Raw genomic sequence first — 21,168 nt, 5'->3', positions numbered from 1 at the left:
CTAAACACAATCCGCAGTTTGAAGAAATTTATCCAATTGTTCTATCTGTTTTTTTCTGTCAAAGATTTCCCATGCAGCATTCACGCAATTGCGCTGTAGTATTGCAAATTCGTCAGCATCTAGTTGTGATATTTTGATTAACGCATGCTTTATTCCCTTGAAATCTGAGGGTCTGCACACCCAACCGACGTTGTGTTCCTTTACCAGGTCAGCGCCCTCGCCTCCGCCTGCAAATAGTATAGGCAATCCAGCCGCCATAGCTTCATATATCTTTGATGGCACCGCACCATAAATCGGTTTTACGAGTGGAATAATTGTAAGATCATATTCGGCGAGAGTTGAGGGTATTTGCTCCCTATCAATGGGTCGGTGCAGATATACGCCTATGTCTGGATTAGTCTCAAGATAGCTTTCCAGCAATTTTCTTTCAGCACCATCTCCATAGATATGGAATTCCGCATTGAGCTCTCTAAAGTTTATGGAAGAAACAAGGTCGAAAATACCTTGAGCTACACCCAGTAAACCCGCATAGACGATGCGAAGAGATTCAGACCTCGTGCGTCTTTCAGAAGAACAAAATCGCGACACATCAACGCCGTTCCGAAACAAGCAAACTCGTCTACAACCGCTATTCTTTAAATAATTAGCTATCTGCTGCGACTGTCCTGTGCAAGCAAATGAATTTTGATATAGTCTGACTTCTAATCGCTTGAGCAACCTATACATCGTCCCATCCGAAATTGCACCTAACTCCAGCGCAGACAACGGCCAAATGTCGGACACATTCATGACATGCCGGGCTCCAACAAGTTTTGAAAGAAAAACACCCGTTGCTGCGAGTGTTAGCGGGGGCGATTCTGTTAATATATAATCTGGTTTAAATTTCTTCAGCTGAAACAACGAGCCTAAGGAACTAATGCTAAAAGACAGCATGCTTGCGATACGGGGAAGCCTTTGTTTTGAGTTGGATGCATACAGTGTATACCTGTAAACGGGGATATTGCCTACCAGATCCTTCTTAACCAGCTTACCCTTATAACCTGGGAAGATCTTGCCTGTCGGATAGTTAGGCATTGCTGTAACAATGCAGACCTCCCAGCCGAGCCGTTTTAGCCCAATTGCTGTTTCCAGCAAGCGTGACTGTGGCGCGCCCATCTCCGGTGCAAAGTATTGTGTGAGAATTGCTATGCGCTTCAACCTTTTCTTATTTCTGAATAAAAATGTTTCAGCTTGCCTGATGTGGGTCGAACAATTCTATCAACTCTGTTGATTTCAAGCTTTAGTCCTTGCATAAGATACATCGCTAGTTTGTCACGTACTGTTTGCACTTCCAGATTTGTCAAGTCCCGGTCTGCTACAATATCAAAAACGAAATGATCGGGAGCAACTTGGCGAATGATAAATTCTTTGAGCACTCCGGAATTTTCCAGTATGCTACGAGATATGTAGTAAAAGGTAAGGCCGGCAGCTTTCTTCCCGGATGGTAAGGTAACGACATCGTTAGTCCGCCCCGTTAATGACAATAAATTCCTGTATATACCAACACGACTTTCGGTGACAGCACCGGTATCACCCACCTGATATCGGACCATAGGTAAGGCCCTGTTAAATAAAGAGGTCATTAATATATTGCCTTCTTCTTCTAGACTAATGCCTCGTCCATCGTCGCTTACCACCTCTGTAAGCAATGTTTCCTCCGTAAGGGTAAATGTTTTTTGAGCTGACTCAAAAGCACTGAGGCAGGTTTCGGAAACTCCATATTCCCTATAATGGTTTACGCCAAAGGCCTGCTGTAAAATGTTGTGATCCTCGGGTGTACACACTTCAGAAGTACTGATGCAAACTTTGAGTGACGGACACACCATTTTCAACACCATATTTTTTGCGATCAGAAATCTCGCGAACAGCACTAATGCACTGGTATATCCATATATATACCGAAACTGTTCTTTTTCAAACCGAATCAAAAATTCCGACAACGTTTCATCTGACAGGTCAAATACACTGAACCGTTGTCTCCTCATTATTGAATCCTTAAGCTTTTCACGCCAATACCCTTTTGCCTCTTTGGGAATGCCATAAAACCTGGCCTGCAACGATTGAAAATCCAGTCCATGCCATCTATAGCGGTCAGCGATAACTGCCCAGGTCATTGCGTGTGCAAATTTATCCTTCGCAAAAAAGAAAGGAATACCCGTGGAACCCGATGTGCTGCTGACATGACATTTATTTAATGACAGCCCGTCGGTCACTAAACTATCAAGCGGCTGCTGCAGGTCCTTTTTAGTAATGACCGGCAGATCTTCCCACCGGTCCGGAAAAATACTCCCAACTTTAGCTTTATAGAAATCGTTATTCTGGTAATGAAAACGCGCTACTTGCCATGCTTGCTTCTGCTGCCATTCAATAAACTCGGGAACCTGCATTTTTTGAAGGCTCCTGAGTTGCGCCTGCGCTTTCGTAAACGGATAGCCCTGGGCTGTTAATATGGAAGAAAACAGGTTCACGCTTTATCCAGGATACTAAACCATTTATGCCTGATATTGCCCCAATCAAATTGTTCGGCATGCATACGCCCATTTACAGTGATGCCTGCTCGTAATGCCGGGTCCGTCAAAAGTCGAACGATGCACGCATGCATCTTAATAACGTCTCCGTCTGCTACTAATAGTCCATTTTCTCCATCACTAATTAAAAATGGGATGCCCCCCACGTTGGCGCTAATGATCGGTAAGCCTAAGGCCATAGCCTCGATCAAACTTACCGGCAGATTATCGAACCTGGTTGTGTTGAGAAAAATGTCATGATCCTTGGACAGATCGATCCATTCTTGCTTGGAGAGCTTTCCTGTAAAAGTCACCCTATCTTGTACCCCTAATTCGACAACCAGTTTTTGGCACTCTGCCAAGCTCCCATCTTTTTCAGGCCCTACCATTGTGAGTCTGGCATCGGGACAGGTTTGAGATAGCATTGCCAGCACTCGAATAGCCATTTGTGGATTATAGATGTTATGAAACGACCTAACCCACAATAGGTTTGGCTTAAGTGTTGTCCTTTCCGTATAGGGGTACTGTTTTAGATCAATACTATTCGGAATTAAAACAGACCGGAAATTGTTTGCCTGCAGATGCTGTTCTAAATAAGGCGAAACAGCAGCATTAGTCAAACTATTCGAAAATATTTGCCTGGACATCTTTGGCGATTTCGCAAACCGCTGCGGCAAATTACCGCCGTGCAATATTGGAACATACCTAACCTTGAGCATTGAAGCCATGCGTGCAACTAGCCAGGCATATGTGAATGCCTTTGTACTATAAGTATCTATCAGTACACAGTCATAATTCCGGCATCTCCAAACAGACCACAGCATATGTGCCAACCGAAGTACCTGGCTAGCTTTTGTGCTAGCGTATCGCAGATGATAACCTTCTGCTTCAAGCAACAAACCAAGAGTGTCTATGCTTGTAGGAGTAGACCCTTTGGTTTCAAGCTTATTTCCTATGTACAGTATCTTCTGCCTGCTCAACGTTTCTATTTGTATAGTAAAACACCGGCATAGCCGCTAAGGCATACAGAACTATCGATGTGTTGGTACGCATTGCCGCATGAAATGTCGTAAGAATAGCAAGTGCGAAAAGTGCAGCCACAATTCCTTTCCACGCGGCAATTTTCTGCCTGGAGATCCACCAAACAGGAAAAACTATCAATACAATAGCAATAACTAGTCCGCCTATACCATGTTCGCTTAGCAAACGGGTAAACTCGGTGTGTGCTGCTATATTTTCAAAGCCATACTTGCTACGTAGCGTCTTTGAAATGCCAGGACCTACTCCAAAAACAAAATTGTCTTTAAAGATCAATAGATCTGATACAGCGATATCGCCGCGACCCGATAATATCGTGTTAACATCCTTTGCACTTGCGCCTGATATAGTGCTATAAGTTTCGCCTTTATAGCGCAACAACAACAAGTTACCAGTTATGGCATTTACCTTCTGAAATATGACCGCCGACAAAACAACTATTAATGCACCGACAACCCCAAATCGAAAAAATGATCTGACACTTGCAAAAATACTGGGTGATAATGCGATCAACACTGCCAATCCAGCCACCATCATACCTCCCCTGGAAAATGTAAGAAATCCACGAAATATCAATAATCCAAGTAAACCAAAATCCAGGAAACGCCAGGTAAAGAGTGGACGTTTCAAAATTTGAAGTACTAACAGCAAAACAACCGCGGCGCCAAGAATTGTGGACACCTGGTTGCTTGCAAAACCACCCGAAGCAACCGAGTTCGCGCTAAGGTCAAAGGTGATTCTGGAAAAGTCTGAAGCGGACAATGTTAGATAAACGGCTACAGGAACAACTGGAATTAATGCGTATTGTAGCGTGCGGCAAAATCGCTCTATCGACCAGCGTTCAAATGAAACCAGGATCAGTAGCGTTGCTAGTTCAAGTATACCAAGCAAATTAAATATCCACTGATCCAGGTTAAAAACTACAATGTTGACAAAGATGCTTGGAATGATTGCACCAATGATCCAATAACCTGACGAGTGGTGTGAATGCTCTTTGCGCTGACGGGCTTTTAGCAATATCAATAGCATAATTGCCACAACCAGAAAATATTTTCCAAGTTCATAGGGCAACAATGGCGCCCGCGTCATACGTGCCCATACTTCCAACACCGGTGAGGCCGCAATACAGTACCATATCCAGTCAGCCCGTCCTTTAAAAAAGGCGTACAAAACAAGCGCCAATGTAGTCACCCATAACACGGTGATTACTCCGGCGGACCAGGCAGCCGCCGTGCCTAACAAGGTAAGTCCACCCGCGTAAAGCGGAGAAAGAGCCTTTGCGGTCACATCTACATGATTAATCCTGCTACTCAAGATCAAAAACTTCTTTTTCTAGTCGACTCACAAATCTCTCGTAAGTAAATGCAGCAGCCATTTGTCGCGCCATCAAGCTGATCGTCCCAATAGCCGGATTACACGCTGCTGCATTTAGTGTTTCAACAATTTGTTCTACTGAGTTATTTTCCAACAGATATCCATTCTCTTGATGCGATATGTATTGAGAAATAGACGAAACGTCGGTCACAACCGGCACACAGCCAAAAGCGGCACCTTCGGCAATTACTTTTGGGAAGCCTTCGCTTTCACTGGGCAGTATTACGATATGGCAGCTTTCATATAGCTTATTCAGTGCATTCCGATCCTGCCGCCCTAGAAGATGTATCCGAAGTGTTCCATTTTTTCTCGCTACGCTGCTGGCAATTTGATCACGCAAGTCACCATCTCCTGCTATATAAAGATTTTCAAATCGTTCAGACAACTTTCCACTCGTTACAGCTTTCAACAGATTAAGTATTCCCTTTGCTTTAGCCAGGTTACCGACAAATATAATATTGAGCTTCCCAGAAAAATCTTTGCTTGCCGCCTTTGCAGCCGCATACTCTAATTCATTATTTGAAAGGCACGGATTCTCAAATGAAAGAATATGCTTTGGGTTATTAGACCATGAGCCATTGATAGTGACCTTTATCCGGGGTCTGCCCGAAAGCTTCAACAATCGCTTTTGGAGCTTATATGTCGTTGCAAGTTTTCCGCCGATCCAATTGCCGGCGTATTTATGCCAGCAGACCCGTTTTCGTGACAACATTGAAAGCAGAATACCAAGCAATGCCGGATGTGATGGTCCACGCGTATGCACATGCGTAGCCTTACCAACGTATTTGAGGATGTAGTAACTAAATACAGGATAAATCGTAACCATTCGCAATATATTATAGCTACTCAGCACACCGGGCATTGCTATGATCTTAATCGGTGTTTGATTATCGGGCTTGCGCATTGCATAAGTAGGCTGAGTTACTTTGCATCCCAACCAAATAATTTCTTCAAAAAGCGGAGACAGAAATTCCAACTCGCGCACTACAGGCTCAAAAGCGATATAGTCGTCACCAGATTTACACATCGGTGTATCTGATATCACTAATAAGCTACGATGTCTTGATATATCTCCAGGCACTGTTGTAAATACTTTTCTGAACTGAAGTTGTCGCGAAAGATTGTCTGCAGTTTTCGGGGCATGTCATTGTTTTGCTTAATCTTATCAATACGATCCTTCCAATTTTCTACTTCAAAGTTGTCCACAAACAGATCTGGAAGATCTGCAGAGACCATGTGGGCTACTTCACCGGTTTTGTAAGAAACAAAAGGAACTCCATAGGCCATATACTCTAACAATACTAAAGGGCCTGTTTCTGATTTAGCGGTATGCAGAGCGATACTATAATCGCTGTATAACTTTGAGAAATCAGTTACTCCTTCTATAATTCTAATATTGACATTACCCGATATCTTTGAGGTCAGTTGATCGTAGTATTCTACATCACTCTTTTGTCCATAAATATCCAGTTCAAATCCCATGGCATTGCTTAGGTCTATCGCGAAGTCAATATTTTTCGTCGGTCGGATATTGGCGATCATTATTGCTTTGTTACCCACAGCATTCTCATGATCCACATTATGGCGAGGCATAATGATGTTGCTGAGCAGAAACTGTTTTGCTGGCTTTAGATACTCAGCAGCCCATTTGCACAACTCCCTGCTCACACCAATGTAAAATTTAGGTGCTGACGGTAGCCTTAGGGTAACAGGTATCTTTTTATCTATTCCAATATTTCCGTAATGATCGTGAAATGCTACCTTATAGTTACCACCAAAAGACAGTTGCACAGCATGTATATAGGCATAGCAGTGGCGCATATGCACATGAACTATATCAAACCTTTTGCAAAGCCTATGCGTGGCTAACGCTTTTTTGAGAGAATATTTATTAGTCCTTCGCAATTTATGTACAGAAACTCCTGCTGCTAAGTCCTTTTCCAGTACTCCTCCATCTTGCAGCAGCAACACTTCTATTTGTACGCCGGCCTTCGAGAGCATGTTTGCCATGTCGACAAGAACGCGCTCAGCGCCGCCCGCGTTCAGTGTATCTATTACATGGAGAATTTTCATCGATTAGGCAATTCAGCCAATGCTTGCTCAGCGCTTGAATAATTTTCTTTGTACGATCTTACTAATGCGGGTAATTTGTAGACGAAGACGAGCCCTCTCAATAATCTTCGAAATACACTTCCATTTATAAGCAGCTGATTCAGGTATTTAATCCGGATATAGCTCTTGTATTGAAGTGTGGAGTAGTATTTTTTTGCCAAGTATATTTCTGATGATGTTGGGACTGCAATTTTGGTAATGGAATTCTTGGCAATATGATTTGTAATAACCCGTGCGTTGTGCGTCCTTAGCCCTCCCGAAGGGGCTCTGTGGTGTAAAATGACAGCAGAGGAATCAAAAACCATTAAGGCTCCATCTAGATGACAACGCATCGCGAGGTCATGATCGGCTCTAATGTTCTTATTGAAGAACATGTCCATAAACCCAGCCTTTACTACTACCGATTTTCTGATCAAGGTAATTGGGAAAGTATCAGAAACAAAATGGTATGGATGAATTGGCTTTTCAGGGGTTCCAATCTCAACGACGTTTGATGCAACCATATCGCAGTCGAACCTTTGCCTTGTGGACAACAGCTTTTCGATGAAATCAGGCTTTATATCGTCGGCATCGTCGCCAAGGAATAATACATACTCGCCCTTCGCCTCTTGCAACAATTTATTCCATGCAATGCATTGGCCCCTCTCGTTTTGAGGAAAATACCGGATATCGAGATTTGGATACTTGCTAAAATCAAGCTCTACACGTTCTGCCTCGTTAGTCTGATCCGTGATCAATACTTCAACTGGCAGAACCGTTTGCTTTGACAACTGCTCTAGCTCATTTAATAAGTAAGAATACCTGTTCAATGTAGGGGCGAGCACTGATACTGTTTCGTACCTGACAGTATCGAGTTTATTTAACGAAGAATGAATAACAGGCAAGACATTCAAGGACTCAGCTGAATGCGTGCGTAGCCACTGGCTTAAATTTTTAGCTAACCCTGGCTTATTGAGCAACGTCCATCGCTGCCATTTTGGAGGAAAGAATTGCCTGGCAAATAACCACTCGTCCTGGAACGGAACATTAGCATCAGGAAAATCAACGCTTACCAGTCTCGGACTGTATCGAATGATTGCCCCTGATTTCAGCATTTTGTATCCTAAAGCCACTCCATACATTTCCAAAGATAGATACTGGCTGCTAACGGGACCCACCCGACGTAACGCATCCAACTTTATCAGTCCCGCCTTGGTACTAAATCTGAATGAAGTATGCTCAACATCTGGTGCTGCATTTTTGGTGTACATCCAAGTTGGGTGCACATAATTCAGCACGTCTGGCAAAGTCCTTAAACCCAATTTTACGCCAGCATGCCAAACATCAACAGGACGTTGTATCAACTGTTTAAGAGCATCAATATCAGGCGCACCGAATTCGTAATCCCACAGCAAAACCCATTCGTGCGCCCCCTTAATCAACAGCTCCTGTAAACCAGCTTCAACACTCCCAACTGTTCGTTGAAGTTGAATAGAAGCGCCAAGAGACCATTCTACAGAAGTATCCGAAAAATATAAAAGCGCGATCATGCTATGATTGGTGCACTCTATTGTAAAACTGCACAAATGACTTAATCTGATCCTGCTGTGCAAAGTGATTAATTACTCTAGTGGTTCCATTTCGCCCCATACTTGCTGCCTGGTCAGTGTTCCTATAGCACCAAGTCAATTTCTCAACCATTGCGTTTATATCCCACTTTTTTACGACGAAACCAGTTTCACCGTCAATAACGTTTTCCGCTAAGCCGTCTGCGTCTGTGCACACTACAGGCACACCCATAGCTTGCGCTTCTAATACAGCATTACAAAACCCTTCAGAGATAGCCGGATGTAAAAAAACATTTGCCAGTTGTAGTTGGGTCCTGACATCGCTACGTTGCATTCTACCAAGCAGCCTCACCTCCTGTTCGAGCCCTAATTCACTAATAGTGTATTGGAGCGCCTGAAGATGATCTCCGTCGCCTATTATTCTATATTCAAACGGAATTCCATTTTGTTTCAGGATCGCCGCGGCACGAATACCATACTCGTAACCCTTTTTCCATACCAGGCGACCGGTACTCACTATAACTAACTTATCACCTTTGGCTGTTGTCAAACCTGGATTGAAAAAAGTAGTATCGATAGCTGGCGGTATTATCGCTTCAATCCGTCCCGGCGCATAGCCGCGTTTTATGGCTCTATTTCGAAGATCTTGTCCCAGGAAATGAAATCCGTCAAACCGTTGCCATGTAGGACCGTAATAATTATCTGCATTAAGACCTACATAATTAAGATCGTAGCCTCGAAAGCTGACAGTTAATTTTCGATCAGGGAATATTTCCTTCAAATATGAATACCAAGGCGAAATAGCCCCAAATTCAAAATGCCAGATATCATGTTGCGACTTTAGAAAATAACTATTAAAGAAAAGTCGTTTTAGTCCTTCGCCCCTACGCAACTTTTGCACCACTGAGACAAACCGTGATACCCGGGCAGGTCTTAACGCAAATAAACCCAGGTTTTGTTTTATGAACCCTATCGTATCACCAACAGAAAACCGATCAGGCTGCAAATAAATTTTACCTGAAAAGCCATAAGATCTAAGTATCCCATAGTATTTCGCACGATTCGCCTTCGTATCCCATGCGACAATATCTACTTCAAAGTGTTTGCTCAGCCCAATAAACTTTGCCGTAAGAAATGACAGTTCATCAGGCAGTTTATTTAAAACAATGAGGATAGAAGGCTTTGTAGCGTTTACTGGCATGGTTAGTCAAATATCCTTTTTAGCGCTGTGCCAAATGTTAGCAACATAGAAACTGTATATCCATTGGCACCCGTTGGATTTCGGTACAGATCATTAATTAGTTCCTGTCTCTTTTTCTTACCCACAAAGTCATCCAGTTGTGGGTTGTCAATGAGGAGTGCTTCTAGTTTTCTGCGTCCTTCAGGGTTCATATAAAAGACTTCCCAATTGCGGGTAATATTTTTTTCTTTAGACACAATGCGCAGCAACTTGCTGGCAGCGCGATATGCGATATTACGGTTGTTGAATTTCTGGTATGAATACAGATCGCGGCCATACTCCTGCCAAGTGATCCTCGCTAAGTCGGGATGATATTTTTTAATAAAATCAATCTGCATTTTACGTCCATTCAATATCTCCTCAGGAACGGTTAGCAACAGGTCTGCAACATTCTTATCATAAAAAGGCAATACAGGAAATGCCGCTGACTGATACATACGTATACTGGCAAGCGTCCATCGGAATGACCACTGATCAGTTTTGTAAGCTTTAAATTTAAGCCCCGCGTTTTCTAAATGATTGTACTCTTTTACTGTTGAAGTAAAATGCTCGCGTAAATATGATTCTGGATCCTTTTGAAAATTATTGGCAATTTCGGAAAACAGCCATTGCCTTCCTCGCTTAAGTACTTTTTTTTCAAAGATCGGAAACAAGTCATGCCCTTCGATAAGCGTACTGTCCATCCATACATCACCCCAATGTCCACCAACAACTGCGTCAGCATTCGTTGCAATCTCATTCTGCATACAAGCTTGCCTTGTACCATCAACATATTGAAAAAGCTCTACCGCCTCAGTAATATCATGAAGCCGGTCAAAAAGATAGTTTGGAATTACGGTGCTTTCAAATTGAATCTTTCGTGTTCCTGCAATTCGACTTGCGATGGAATTTTCCGCAGATTTTTTGCTGTATCCATAAGAATACGCCCATATCGACTTATATCCAAGGTCGTCTTGTGTAACTATCCCTGCAAGCATTCGAGAGTCTAACCCTCCGGAAATAGGCAAGGCAATCCTCTGGCCTTTAGTCGCATGACCCAAGCTATTGCTGAGTACCTTGCCAAGTGCTGCAGAATGCTCTACTTCATTGTATGGGACCGAAGCTATAGCCCAGTTCCAGTATCGTTCCGAACCAACAAGGTTTAATGAAGCGTCAAAATGATAGTGACTTGCAGGTGCCAGTATCTGAATAGATGTTAAATAAGTCTTCGTGCCTGGGAAAAAGCCCAGTCCAAAAAATCCTGTGATCCCCTCCCAGTCGAGAGATTTGTTATTCGAATGCCGCGCGAGTCCTAAAAAGTATGTGCTTATTACATTCTGTCCTCCATTATTTAGCCAATAGGCATGATAAGTCCCGAAGCGATTTGTAAAAACATGCCAATCGCGTGTGGTTTCGTTGAAGAGAAACAGGATGTAATGCCCTGCAGGATCGACAAAAGTTGTGCTTTTACCTCCAACATATTGCACGCATGCTTGTAAAAGAGCTACTTGGTCAATGCTTTCATAAAATTGTCCTAGCACTACTAGTGTATAACCACTTGCCGTGGTCGTACTAACGAAAGTTGCATTGCCATGCGCCGGTGTACTGAGCGAATAACCGGCATCTTCACTAACATTTTCCCATTCACCGTTGCCTAACCTAACTTGCGTGGGAGAAGTTGCCCCGATCCATATGTCGTAAAATGCACTCACAGCTTCATTATCTTCTTGTACATATTTGAAAAACCTTCGGCCTCCTTTTCAAGAGTGTAATGCGCTTTTACCATTTCTTTGCCATTACTTGCAATCGCCGATGCAACGTCAGGATTTTCCATATAATACTTAATACACTCGGCCAGCTCCGCTACTTGGCCAGGGGCAAAGAGCAAACCTGTTTGTCGGGGTCGAGCTAAGTCACGACTGCCAGCAACGTCACTGACAATACAAGGTACTCCAGCAGCCATCGCTTCCAACAGTGCCACCGGGCAGCCTTCCTCATGACCATCAGCGTTAGTAGTGGGAAGCACAAAAATGTCAGAGGCCTGTAAGAGTTCAGAAACGTTACCGACTGATCCGGCGAAAAACACACGTTCTTCAAGCTGCTTTTCGGCAATCAACTGTCGCAGGCTATTTGTGTATGCTACATCTCGCTCAGCGCCAGCCAAAATCAGGTAGACGTTATCAATTTCATTGACAGCTCTAATAAGTGTTGCCTGATCTTTCACCTTAACTAACTGCGCAATACAACTTACTAATGTCGCATCTGCCGGTATATTAAACCGTAAACGCCAATCGTATGATGGTGATGACCAGAAATCTGCTGAAATGCCACCCGGAACAAAAAAAGTTTTATGCCTAAATCGACGTTTATTAAGTGGTCCATTTGTCAAATCTGTGTTACGGGCTACAATAGCGGTTGACAGGATGCTTTTTATCTTCCATGCCTGTCTGTCCCAGTTCATGTTCTTCTTTACATAAATATAACGGGCTCCCGAAAACCTCGCAACGAGTGCCTCCGTATAATCTGATGACCAGTTAAATGACTGCCATATTTGAAAATTGTATCGCTTAAATTTTTTGGCAAGAAGTACAGCCGATATAACCTTATTAAACTTCGGCTTATGCTCATCAACGCAAAATTTCTCCGAAATGATTGGATAGCCTCTGTTCAATATTTCGTCATATAACGCTCCACCAACCTGATTGACTGCTATAATTGGCTCAAAAATATTCTTGTCAAGACGCTCGACGATATTGAACATCTCTCGTCCGCTGCCGGCAGTGAGAAAATTAGGTATAGTGAACAGTATACGAACCTTACCTAGCATTTATACAAATTGCGGATCTATATAAGTATAAACAGGTTTGTTCCTCTTGACACCAAACATCATTAGGTTGGTTTCGTAAAGCAACGCACGCTGGTTAAAAACATTGTTGTGCAATTTCAGCTTTCGTAAAAGCCTGACGTACCATTTAATGTATCCGGGATATGATTCAAGACGGCTACCAAAATCAAATTCGGGAAACTGGTCGATTTTGAAAGTTTTGTTGCCATTCCGAACGGACAATGCACTTTTTTCGTCAATAAACTCAACGTTAGGAAACAAATAATCGATAGATTGAGGCGTAAACCGCCACATGTCTACCGGAATCCGATGAAGCCTCCATGAGAAAGGAACGCTAAATAATAGAACTCCCCCATCATCCAATAACGCCTCTATATTTTTTGCCATCGAAAAAATATCTGTCACGTGTTCCATTACATAATGGCAATGAATCGTCTTGAATTTTTTTAGGGGAAGTTTTTCTAGTTCCTCAACCTTGCAAAGATTAATCACATGGTCAACTCCTTCTCCGTGAAAAATATCAACACCTATATATTCCCCAGGCTTTCCGCCCTGGTGTATGTCAAGAGGTTTGTGCTGAGTATAGGAGGGATCTATAAGGGACCCTATTTCTAACACCGGGCTCTCCAGCAGTTCACTAAATTTTTGAAAGTGCTGTATTGTTTGTAGCGTAGCCACTATCGTAAATCTTGTTTTCGATTAATGTTACAAGTCTCTGCAACGGCTTTTCTATAAAAAATTGCTTGATCCAGGCAGAGGCGTCTTTTCCCATAATCCGGCTATGGGCTGGATTATCAGCAGCAAGTGAAATAGCTCTAGCTATCTCATCTGGCTCTCTTGCGTTTAGCAATGGGTACAACTCAGGATAAGCACCTACATAAAGCGCGTCATCACGATGGTGTATTACGGGTTTGCCCATAAGCATTGCCTCTACAATAGTTCCAAAGGTCAAATAGCTCCGGCCAAATTCTCCTGCGCAAACGTCCACATGGCTGATCAGGTTCATGATTTCTTTGCGCATCATTTTGGGTAACCATATAACGTGTTTGGCAATACCCAGCTCGGTTATCAACTGCTTAGAATATTGTACATCATAGCCATAGTCCAACATTATCAGACAAGCGCTGGATCTTTTTTGTTTAAGAAAATCAGCAAAACCAATTATCAGATGGTGCGTATTCTTTGGAGTAAACTCGTTGTATTTCGATTTCCATTCTTGCCTGCCATGGTACAATATCAACAACTCGTACTGCCGTCTTACATTTTCGATTATATCACTCCAACCGTTGGATTTTTCATCCAAACGATTTTGGTATGCCTTTGGATAAATAAATGGCATCGGCACGTGCTCTATCTTCCCCTTACATTTCAGACTTCGTAGTTGACATTCAAAATCCTCATTCGTGTGATCGACCAGAATGTGCTTTGCATTGACAATGACACCTCGCATTGATTTGGAAGGCGTTCCCCTTTCCAACATGCGCCTGGTTTTCGCATAGTCCTTCGATTTCAAATAATGCACTACCTTATGCCTTGGCAAAAACTCTTGCTGCAACTGTGCATATTTATATACATCAGATCCGTAGGGATAGTAAACATCCATATCGACCCCAGCGCGGTGAGCAGCCGCAGCTTCGTCGCCCTGGCCAATAAAAAAATCAAATCGATTTAGTTCCTCTCGAATCCGTTGTTCATCGATTAAGCAAATACCCTTATCCAGCCAGTTTACTTCGTGGCAGTATTCTTTGTAATCTTCATCCCAGCAGTCAGCCTCTGGTGTAAAATGATCCATAGCAACACGATAGAACAAATGAGCATCGTAACCCAGATCACGAAGATGACGGGTTATCGCAAAAAAGTTATTATTCATGTTGCCGATCAATGCAACACGTGTCATATACGAAAAAGCATTTTAAAGACTGATTGGGATTTGGGGAATGTTACCCCTAAAAATGCAGAAATGTTCTGCAGCTCTCTTTGGAAGAGTAGCTTAAATATGATATAGTATACAATTATAAACACACCCGCTATAATCATTATTTGAGATATAGGAGCGAGCCTGATGTACTCGCCAGCTACCATAAAAAACAGTAACATCAATAAAATGATAGCATAAGTATTGATAAAAGAAGGCGCCAGGTCGCGATACCATGTCTTCTGTGGTTTGCTTACCAGGTTCATTATCTGCTTGATATTAACGTTTACAAACACAGATTTTATCAGTACTACTGCCGACGCCAAGCCTGCCAACCCAAACAATGAACCGATAAAGCTGGCCACTAAATGAAATGGCGTGTACACTAATGTTACTTTGAAACTGTCTTTTACACGGTGGAAAGAATTCATTACACAACCGTACGAACTGGTGACAACTCTCAACATCGCATAAACCAGCAATATTTGCATGGGCAAAACGGCTTCTACCCACTTGTCTCCATACAGGGTTAGTATTATTGGCTTCGCTGCTACCAATAGTATTCCTAAAACAGGAAATAAAAGGAAAGAAAGAGTCTTCAAAAAATTGATATAGTGAGCATAGAACTGTTCCTTATCATCAACATATTTGGGCAATACTGCTGAAAGAATACTATTTGAAACCATCACGATCTGCGAAGTCAACATATCTGCCAGCTGTACAGCTATGTTGTAAATGCCAAGTTTCTCGAGCCCTAGTACTCTGCTGAGAATGATCTTATCCCCTTGATCAGCAATCCGCGCAAGAATGCTTGCCCCCATTAAATGTCGCGTAAAACGATAGATATCCTTCCACCTATGAACATAAAAATTCCATGAAGGCCTAAAGGATGCCGTGCGATAAAGCAAGACAGTAATAAACGGCTGAAAAAACAGCGTAGGAATCAGCAGGCTGTAAACACCAAGATTGCAATACGCGGCAATGACTTTCCCCAATGCGATCAGGAGAATAAAAGGAGCCTGGATCTTCACTTGTTGCTCAAACAACATGTGTTTGCTAAGCCATGTTTTCGGAATACCCTGTAGTTGAGAAAACATGAACAACAGTCCAACAAGTGCACATATTTTCCATATACGGGTATCACCTTGATAGTAAGCCCATAACGGCGCCGCTATCAAAAACACCACGAGAATGCCTAATGAGACAACTATGTTAAACCAAAACGCAGATTTAAACAATTCGTCGCTGTCCTTCTCGCGATAGGCAATGAGATATTCCGCTAAACCGGTGGTACCAAAAACAGACACCATCGCCAGCAATACTTCGGATATGCTTACCAACCCAAAATCATATGGCGAAAGCTTACGGGCAAGAATGATCATTGCGACCATACCCACCAGTTTCTCCAGTACGTTCCTGTATAAAAAACTTAAAAAGCCTTTTCCGGCTTTTTTCCCAATACCCATAAACAATTACCAGGAAATCATTTCCCCAGATTCACCACAGAACCATCTGCCAATTGATAGTGTATCCGACTCTCCGGGCAAGTAGCTACACCCTCTTTGTCAAATTCCAATCTATGCCCATATTCACTCATCCACCCAATCTGTTTTGCTGGATTACCAACTACCAAAGCATAGGCAGGAACGTGTTTTGTAATAACAGCACCAGCGCCAACAAATGCATACTCACCAATGTCATGTCCACAGACTATGGTCGCGTTTGCTCCTATCGTAGCGCCTTTGCCAACATGTGTACGCGCATACTGCCCGCGCCTGTTAACCGCACTACGAGGATTTGCAACATTAGTAAAAACACATGATGGCCCCAAAAACACATCGTCTGCACAGGTAACACCCGTGTAAATCGAGACATTATTCTGCACCTTAACGTTATTACCCAGTTCAACATCAGATGCGATCACAACATTTTGACCAATGTTACAATTCGCGCCAATCTTACAGGCTGGCATCAGGTGAGAAAAGTGCCAAATTTTTGAATTGTCCCCAATTATGCAGCCCTCATCAATAACTGCCGTTGGATGTGCAAAATAGTTCATGTGCTATAGTCTAGAGTGAATTGATTCTCTGTCAAGGCATCCTTTTACGTCGTAAATAATACCTTCACCCTTAAGATGTTCTTTCCAGTGATTGGATAAGAATTCTTTGTGCGCCACTGCGAGTACTATCGCGTCATACTTATCATCAGGCAATGCGCTTACAGTATCAATGCCATATTCATGTTTTACTTCCTGTGGGTTTGCCCACGGGTCATAGATCGTTACATTAATGTCGTATGACCGCAATTCATTCACAATGTCAATTACGCGTGTATTACGAACGTCCGGGCAGTTTTCTTTGAATGTGATGCCAAGCAGTAATACATCTGCTTTCTTGACAGGTACATTCTTTTTGATCATTAGCTTCACTACCTCGTTTGCAATGTATCCTCCCATCCCATCATTCAACCTGCGTCCGGAAAGAATTATTTCCGGATGATAACCTACATCTTGTGCTTTTTGTGCCAGGTAATAGGGATCTACACCAATACAGTGTCCGCCTACGAGTCCAGGTTTAAAGGCTAGAAAATTCCACTTGGTAGCAGCAGCAGCAAGTACATCGTGCGTATCAATATTCATGCGATTGAATATTTTCGCCAACTCATTTACAAATGCGATATTGATATCTCTCTGCGCATTCTCAATTACTTTCGCCGCCTCTGCAACCTTTATACTTGATGCTTTATGGGTGCCGGCAGTGATAATTGACCTGTATATTCCATCCACGACGTCCGCAATTTCAGGCGTAGATCCTGAAGTTACTTTTTTGATCTTCGTCACAGTATGTTGCTTATCTCCCGGATTGATCCTCTCAGGCGAGTATCCACAGAAAAAATCCTTATTAAATGACAATCCAGATACTCTCTCCAATACTGGCACACACTCTTCCTCAGTAACGCCGGGGTAAACTGTAGATTCATATATTACCACATCTCCAGTCTTCAAAACTTTGCCAACCGTTTCACTAGCGCGGTACAAAGGTGTCAGATCAGGGCGATTGTATTTATCTACGGGAGTTGGAACGGTCACTATATAAACGTTGCAGTCAGCAATTTCGTCAAGTAGATTTGTAAAATCAATTCCCTTATTTGCGGTTTTAAGTTCGATTACTTCCTTAAGCGCACCGTTGTCGACCTCTAATGTATTGTCGACGCCGGCCCGTAGTTCTGCAATACGCTTTTGATTAATATCGAATCCTTTTACAGAATAGTATTTTGCAAATTCAACGGCTAGAGGCAAGCCTACATATCCTAAGCCAATGATACAAATGCGATATGGGGGATTGGGCATAAAAGATTTAAAGTTTATTAATGATCTTTTTTAGTCTTGTTTGTTTGGGTTCAGTCTCTAATCCATTATCAAAGTAACCATTTCCATAAGCACCGTAGCCATATCCGTTACCGCGTGTAATTTTCACATCATTTAATACAATGCTCATCCTGTTCATCTTGCCCGAACCATATAGTTCGTGGCTGGTCTGTACTTGTTGGCGATGCGTATACCCTTCTCTGACCACATACAATGATACATCCGCATAACGGTTTAACAATTGTGCATCTGTAACTAAGCCAATCGGTGCAGTATCTAAAACGATGTAATCAAATTCCTTTTTTAAGTCTTCTATTAACTCCTGCACTCTTGGCAGCATTATTAGTTCTGCCGGATTTGGAGGAATCGCACCTGACGGAATTATGTAAAGTCCATCAAAAATACCAGACGGCTTCACAATATCATGGAGATCGGCTTTGCCGATGGCATAATTTGAAAGACCGATCCTATTATCGATCCCAAAATGAACGGATATCTTAGGCTTTCTCAGGTCAAGCTCTAATAGCACCACTTTTTTATTCAACAATGCCAGGGAGCTGGCGAGATTCATCGCTATGAACGATTTCCCCTCTCCGCTCATGCTAGACGTTATCAAAATCGTTTTTTCTTCGCCATTGGTGAGTAAGAATTGCAAATTGGTTCTAAGCGCACGGAACTGCTCCGAAAGTTGGGTTCTGCTATCTCTTTTAATAGCTACTGCAGCGTCACTGTGATTACGTCCTATTTCACCAATCACCGACATGGAAGTAAGCTTAGCCACATCTTTTTTTGACCTGATCTTAACATTGAACAAATCCCGTAAAAAGAGATACCCCGATGGTATAGCCAATCCAAGTGCAAACGCTATCAGAAAAATTTTCTGGCTATTCGGGGCAACGGGCACATCTTCGGCTTCAGCAGGATCTATAACTCTTGCGCTGGCAACAGTCGCAGACTTGGATATTGCAGTTTCTTCGCGCTTTTTCAGCAAGAATAAATACAGTTGTTCAATTATATTTTGCTGCCTTGAGTATTCCAGGAATATCCTTTCTTTTGCCGGCACCTGGCTGATTCTGGCATTGTAGCTTGAGCTGTTCTTTTCCAGTTCGTTCACACTTACCTTAAGTGTATTTCTCATTGAACTGAGATTGGCAAGAATATCGTTGCGCGAATTTGCTAGTCGCTGATCGATGTTTTGCACATAAGGGCTATGCTCAGTATTGGTAAGCAACAGCGCTTCTTTCTGCCCCTGTATCTGGTTATAAGTGTTGATCAGGTTATTTAGCGTTATATCCTCAACGAAAAACGAAGACGGCACAACGCGGTTGTAGTTTTTTTCATTTTTCAGATAGCTGGCCAGTGACTCAACAATTTTCAACTTTACCTCACTTTGAAGAAGCTGTTTTGCGTTATCATTAGTATTACCAACAAGCATTTTTGACTGGTCTTCAATGCTGGTAAAATGATTTTCGCTTTTGAACAATTCAATGTCCTTCTCTACACCGGCAAGCTCACGCTTTACTTCGGATAGCCTGTCATCCACAAACTCAATAGTACCATTTACAACCCTGTTCCTATCATCAACGTTGGCTTTGATATAAACGTCTATCAAAGTGTTGACAATATCTTCTCCCCGCTCGGGCACCGCATCGTTAATTGATATTCTAAGTATACTAACAAGTTTATTGACAGGTTCAATTATCAGCGAATTCGCATATTCTTTCGCAAGTGCCTCAATCGGGCTAATAGCGAAAAAATACTCTCCGTCCTTATCTAACTCTGGTTTTGCCAGCAAATTTTTAGACAGGATAACTGCACCAACTGACAACTTAATCGTATCGCCATATTTTCCATTATGAACCAGACTACCATCGCATACAGAAAACTTGTTGCCTGTAAGCAGGACTCTATAACCGTAACTAGTCTTTATTGCATGTTCATTATAAAGTGGTGTAACAATAAAAGGCCCTCTTTTGTAAAGCTCGGTACTTTTAACTCTACCCTTAATAAGATACCTGATATTCAGATCCAACTCGTCGACAACGCGCTTCATTAGATTCCGGCTTTTAAATATCTCGATCTCATTGTCAACTGTACTACCACCCGTATGTACACCTAGCTCTTGCAACATCTGGCCATCGCCCATTCCGCCTTTCGAGTTATCTCGCACATATATTTTCGACTGAATAAAATAAACAGGCGTTGAATATCGCAGATAGAGGTAAGCACCAATTAAAGAAAAGCCCACAAAAAATAACAGTAATGGCCAGTATTCAACGACCTTTTCTACAACACTCTCTATAGTGATAGTAGATCCGCGTTCACGGCCTGAGTCCTCAAATATTGGTTGCAGATCTCTTTGCATAATTAATTGTTGTTGCTTAATACCGACAAAACGCGGGAGACAATTTACACTGTATTAGAGTATTGTCCCCTGATTACCCTTGGTTAAAGACATATAGACTTTCCTTGTCAGGAAAATTAACCAGCACACCCATTCCCTTCTTTTGATAAACTACAAAACTACTTAATGCCACAGCAGATGCTTTCCCCTCGAAAACTGCTTGATGCATATCATTCATAGAACCCGCTCCACCATTAGCAATGACAGGCACTGAAACATGCTGGCTAATTTCCTTTATCAATTCCAGATCATAGCCCTCCCAGGTCCCTTCTTTATCCATCGACGTTACGAACAATTCGCCTGCGCCGTACTCTACCAAGGCTCTCGCCCACTCAACAGGATTCACCTCTACTTTTTTTGTTCCATCGTAGATGTAAACTTGTCGTTTACCCCATATGTTCTTTTTTACATCAATAGATCCGATAACAGCCTGCGAACCGAAGCGTGCGGTCAGATCGCGGACAAATTGAGGGTTCCGATATGCCTCAGTATTTACTATTATCTTTTCAAAACCAGTACTGAGAATTCTATGTGCTGCTTCTATCGTCCTTATGCCTCCACCATAAGCCAGCGGCATAAAGCATTCCTCCGCTATTTGTCCCAGCAACTCATAGTCCGGTTCACGATTCTCAACTGACGCACGTATATCCAGAAAACAAAGCTCATCAACTTCCAGCTCATTAAATATCCTTACAGTATTTACAGGATCGCCGATGTAACTGTGGTTTTTAAACTTCACAGTTTTAACCAAGCTACCGTTGATGAGTTGAAGGCAGGGAATTACTCTGGTTCTTAGCATCT

At 42.5% G+C, this 21,168-nt stretch carries 17 protein-coding genes; all 17 read right to left on the bottom strand.

Translation table 11 applies throughout. The features are described from left to right. The 17 genes from P2W83_RS08020 to P2W83_RS07940 all read right to left on the bottom strand — a co-directional run bounded on the left by P2W83_RS08020 (window position 1) and on the right by P2W83_RS07940 (window position 21,166). Entirely contained in the window at window positions 1-1,197 is a 1,197-nt protein-coding gene (locus P2W83_RS08020; protein WP_276133196.1) for a glycosyltransferase family 4 protein, read from the bottom strand. Then, the gene (locus tag P2W83_RS08015) at window positions 1,194-2,507 is read right to left on the bottom strand and encodes a phenylacetate--CoA ligase family protein (RefSeq protein ID WP_276133195.1); all 1,314 of its coding nucleotides are present in this window, start codon (window positions 2,505-2,507) and stop codon (window positions 1,194-1,196) included. Before P2W83_RS08015 ends, P2W83_RS08020 begins: the two co-directional genes overlap by 4 nt. Next, window positions 2,504-3,274 (bottom strand): glycosyltransferase family 4 protein, encoded by a 771-nt coding sequence (locus P2W83_RS08010; RefSeq protein ID WP_276133194.1) that lies wholly within the window; start codon window positions 3,272-3,274, stop codon window positions 2,504-2,506. The genes P2W83_RS08015 and P2W83_RS08010 overlap by 4 nt, the downstream gene beginning before the upstream one ends. A gap of 217 nt (window positions 3,275-3,491) precedes the next feature. Continuing rightward, entirely contained in the window at window positions 3,492-4,898 is a 1,407-nt protein-coding gene (locus tag P2W83_RS08005; RefSeq protein WP_276133193.1) for an O-antigen ligase family protein, read from the bottom strand. Continuing rightward, on the bottom strand, window positions 4,891-6,039 hold the full coding sequence (locus P2W83_RS08000; RefSeq protein WP_276133192.1) for a glycosyltransferase: 1,149 nt from the start codon (window positions 6,037-6,039) through the stop codon (window positions 4,891-4,893). The genes P2W83_RS08005 and P2W83_RS08000 overlap by 8 nt, the downstream gene beginning before the upstream one ends. Further along, on the bottom strand, window positions 6,003-7,031 hold the full coding sequence (locus tag P2W83_RS07995) for a glycosyltransferase family 4 protein (protein WP_276133191.1): 1,029 nt from the start codon (window positions 7,029-7,031) through the stop codon (window positions 6,003-6,005). Before P2W83_RS07995 ends, P2W83_RS08000 begins: the two co-directional genes overlap by 37 nt. Next, entirely contained in the window at window positions 7,028-8,599 is a 1,572-nt protein-coding gene (locus tag P2W83_RS07990; RefSeq protein ID WP_276133190.1) for a glycosyltransferase family 2 protein, read from the bottom strand. Before P2W83_RS07990 ends, P2W83_RS07995 begins: the two co-directional genes overlap by 4 nt. Window position 8,600: 1 nt before the next feature. Further along, window positions 8,601-9,818, bottom strand: coding sequence for a glycosyltransferase (locus P2W83_RS07985; RefSeq protein ID WP_276133189.1), 1,218 nt, complete (start codon window positions 9,816-9,818; stop codon window positions 8,601-8,603). 2 nt (window positions 9,819-9,820) lie between these two features. Then, the gene (locus tag P2W83_RS07980) at window positions 9,821-11,548 is read right to left on the bottom strand and encodes a hypothetical protein (RefSeq protein ID WP_276133188.1); all 1,728 of its coding nucleotides are present in this window, start codon (window positions 11,546-11,548) and stop codon (window positions 9,821-9,823) included. Beyond that, window positions 11,545-12,663, bottom strand: a complete 1,119-nt coding sequence (locus P2W83_RS07975) for a glycosyltransferase family 4 protein (protein WP_276133187.1) — start codon at window positions 12,661-12,663, stop codon at window positions 11,545-11,547. Before P2W83_RS07975 ends, P2W83_RS07980 begins: the two co-directional genes overlap by 4 nt. Then, on the bottom strand, window positions 12,664-13,359 hold the full coding sequence (locus tag P2W83_RS07970; RefSeq protein ID WP_276133186.1) for a class I SAM-dependent methyltransferase: 696 nt from the start codon (window positions 13,357-13,359) through the stop codon (window positions 12,664-12,666). Continuing rightward, entirely contained in the window at window positions 13,319-14,578 is a 1,260-nt protein-coding gene (locus tag P2W83_RS07965; protein ID WP_276133185.1) for a glycosyltransferase, read from the bottom strand. The genes P2W83_RS07970 and P2W83_RS07965 overlap by 41 nt, the downstream gene beginning before the upstream one ends. Beyond that, a complete protein-coding gene (locus P2W83_RS07960) occupies window positions 14,575-16,062 on the bottom strand; it encodes an oligosaccharide flippase family protein (protein WP_276133184.1) in 1,488 nt (495 codons plus the stop codon). The genes P2W83_RS07965 and P2W83_RS07960 overlap by 4 nt, the downstream gene beginning before the upstream one ends. 17 nt (window positions 16,063-16,079) lie before the next feature. Then, window positions 16,080-16,655, bottom strand: coding sequence for an acyltransferase (locus P2W83_RS07955; protein WP_276133183.1), 576 nt, complete (start codon window positions 16,653-16,655; stop codon window positions 16,080-16,082). 3 nt (window positions 16,656-16,658) lie between these two features. Continuing rightward, window positions 16,659-17,945, bottom strand: coding sequence for a nucleotide sugar dehydrogenase (locus P2W83_RS07950; protein ID WP_276133182.1), 1,287 nt, complete (start codon window positions 17,943-17,945; stop codon window positions 16,659-16,661). A gap of 7 nt (window positions 17,946-17,952) precedes the next feature. Further along, the gene (locus P2W83_RS07945; RefSeq protein ID WP_276133181.1) at window positions 17,953-20,328 is read right to left on the bottom strand and encodes a GumC family protein; all 2,376 of its coding nucleotides are present in this window, start codon (window positions 20,326-20,328) and stop codon (window positions 17,953-17,955) included. A 73-nt stretch (window positions 20,329-20,401) separates the two neighbouring features. Continuing rightward, window positions 20,402-21,166 carry an AglZ/HisF2 family acetamidino modification protein gene (locus tag P2W83_RS07940; RefSeq protein WP_276133180.1) on the bottom strand — a complete coding sequence of 255 codons (765 nt, stop codon included), beginning with the start codon at window positions 21,164-21,166 and terminating at the stop codon, window positions 20,402-20,404. Window positions 21,167-21,168: the final 2 nt, after the last annotated feature.

The organism is Polluticoccus soli (assembly GCF_029269745.1).
Lineage (GTDB): Bacteria > Bacteroidota > Bacteroidia > Chitinophagales > Chitinophagaceae > Polluticoccus > Polluticoccus soli.
Note: the sequence above shows the minus strand (reverse complement) of the source record. Positions and strands in the feature narration are given on the sequence as shown.

Bases quoted from the DNA above. Each gene is read 5' to 3' on its own strand.
- P2W83_RS08010 (WP_276133194.1), bottom strand. From the start codon at position 3,274: ATGGCTTCAATGCTCAAGGTTAGGTATGTTCCAATATTGCACGGCGGT.
- P2W83_RS07995 (WP_276133191.1), bottom strand. From the start codon at position 7,031: ATGAAAATTCTCCATGTAATAGATACACTGAACGCGGGCGGCGCTGAG.
- P2W83_RS07990 (WP_276133190.1), bottom strand. From the start codon at position 8,599: ATGATCGCGCTTTTATATTTTTCGGATACTTCTGTAGAATGGTCTCTT.
- P2W83_RS07985 (WP_276133189.1), bottom strand. From the start codon at position 9,818: ATGCCAGTAAACGCTACAAAGCCTTCTATCCTCATTGTTTTAAATAAA.
- P2W83_RS07975 (WP_276133187.1), bottom strand. From the start codon at position 12,663: ATGCTAGGTAAGGTTCGTATACTGTTCACTATACCTAATTTTCTCACT.
- P2W83_RS07965 (WP_276133185.1), bottom strand. From the start codon at position 14,578: ATGACACGTGTTGCATTGATCGGCAACATGAATAATAACTTTTTTGCG.
- P2W83_RS07960 (WP_276133184.1), bottom strand. From the start codon at position 16,062: ATGGGTATTGGGAAAAAAGCCGGAAAAGGCTTTTTAAGTTTTTTATAC.
- P2W83_RS07955 (WP_276133183.1), bottom strand. From the start codon at position 16,655: ATGAACTATTTTGCACATCCAACGGCAGTTATTGATGAGGGCTGCATA.
- P2W83_RS07950 (WP_276133182.1), bottom strand. From the start codon at position 17,945: ATGCCCAATCCCCCATATCGCATTTGTATCATTGGCTTAGGATATGTA.
- P2W83_RS07945 (WP_276133181.1), bottom strand. From the start codon at position 20,328: ATGCAAAGAGATCTGCAACCAATATTTGAGGACTCAGGCCGTGAACGC.
- P2W83_RS07940 (WP_276133180.1), bottom strand. From the start codon at position 21,166: ATGCTAAGAACCAGAGTAATTCCCTGCCTTCAACTCATCAACGGTAGC.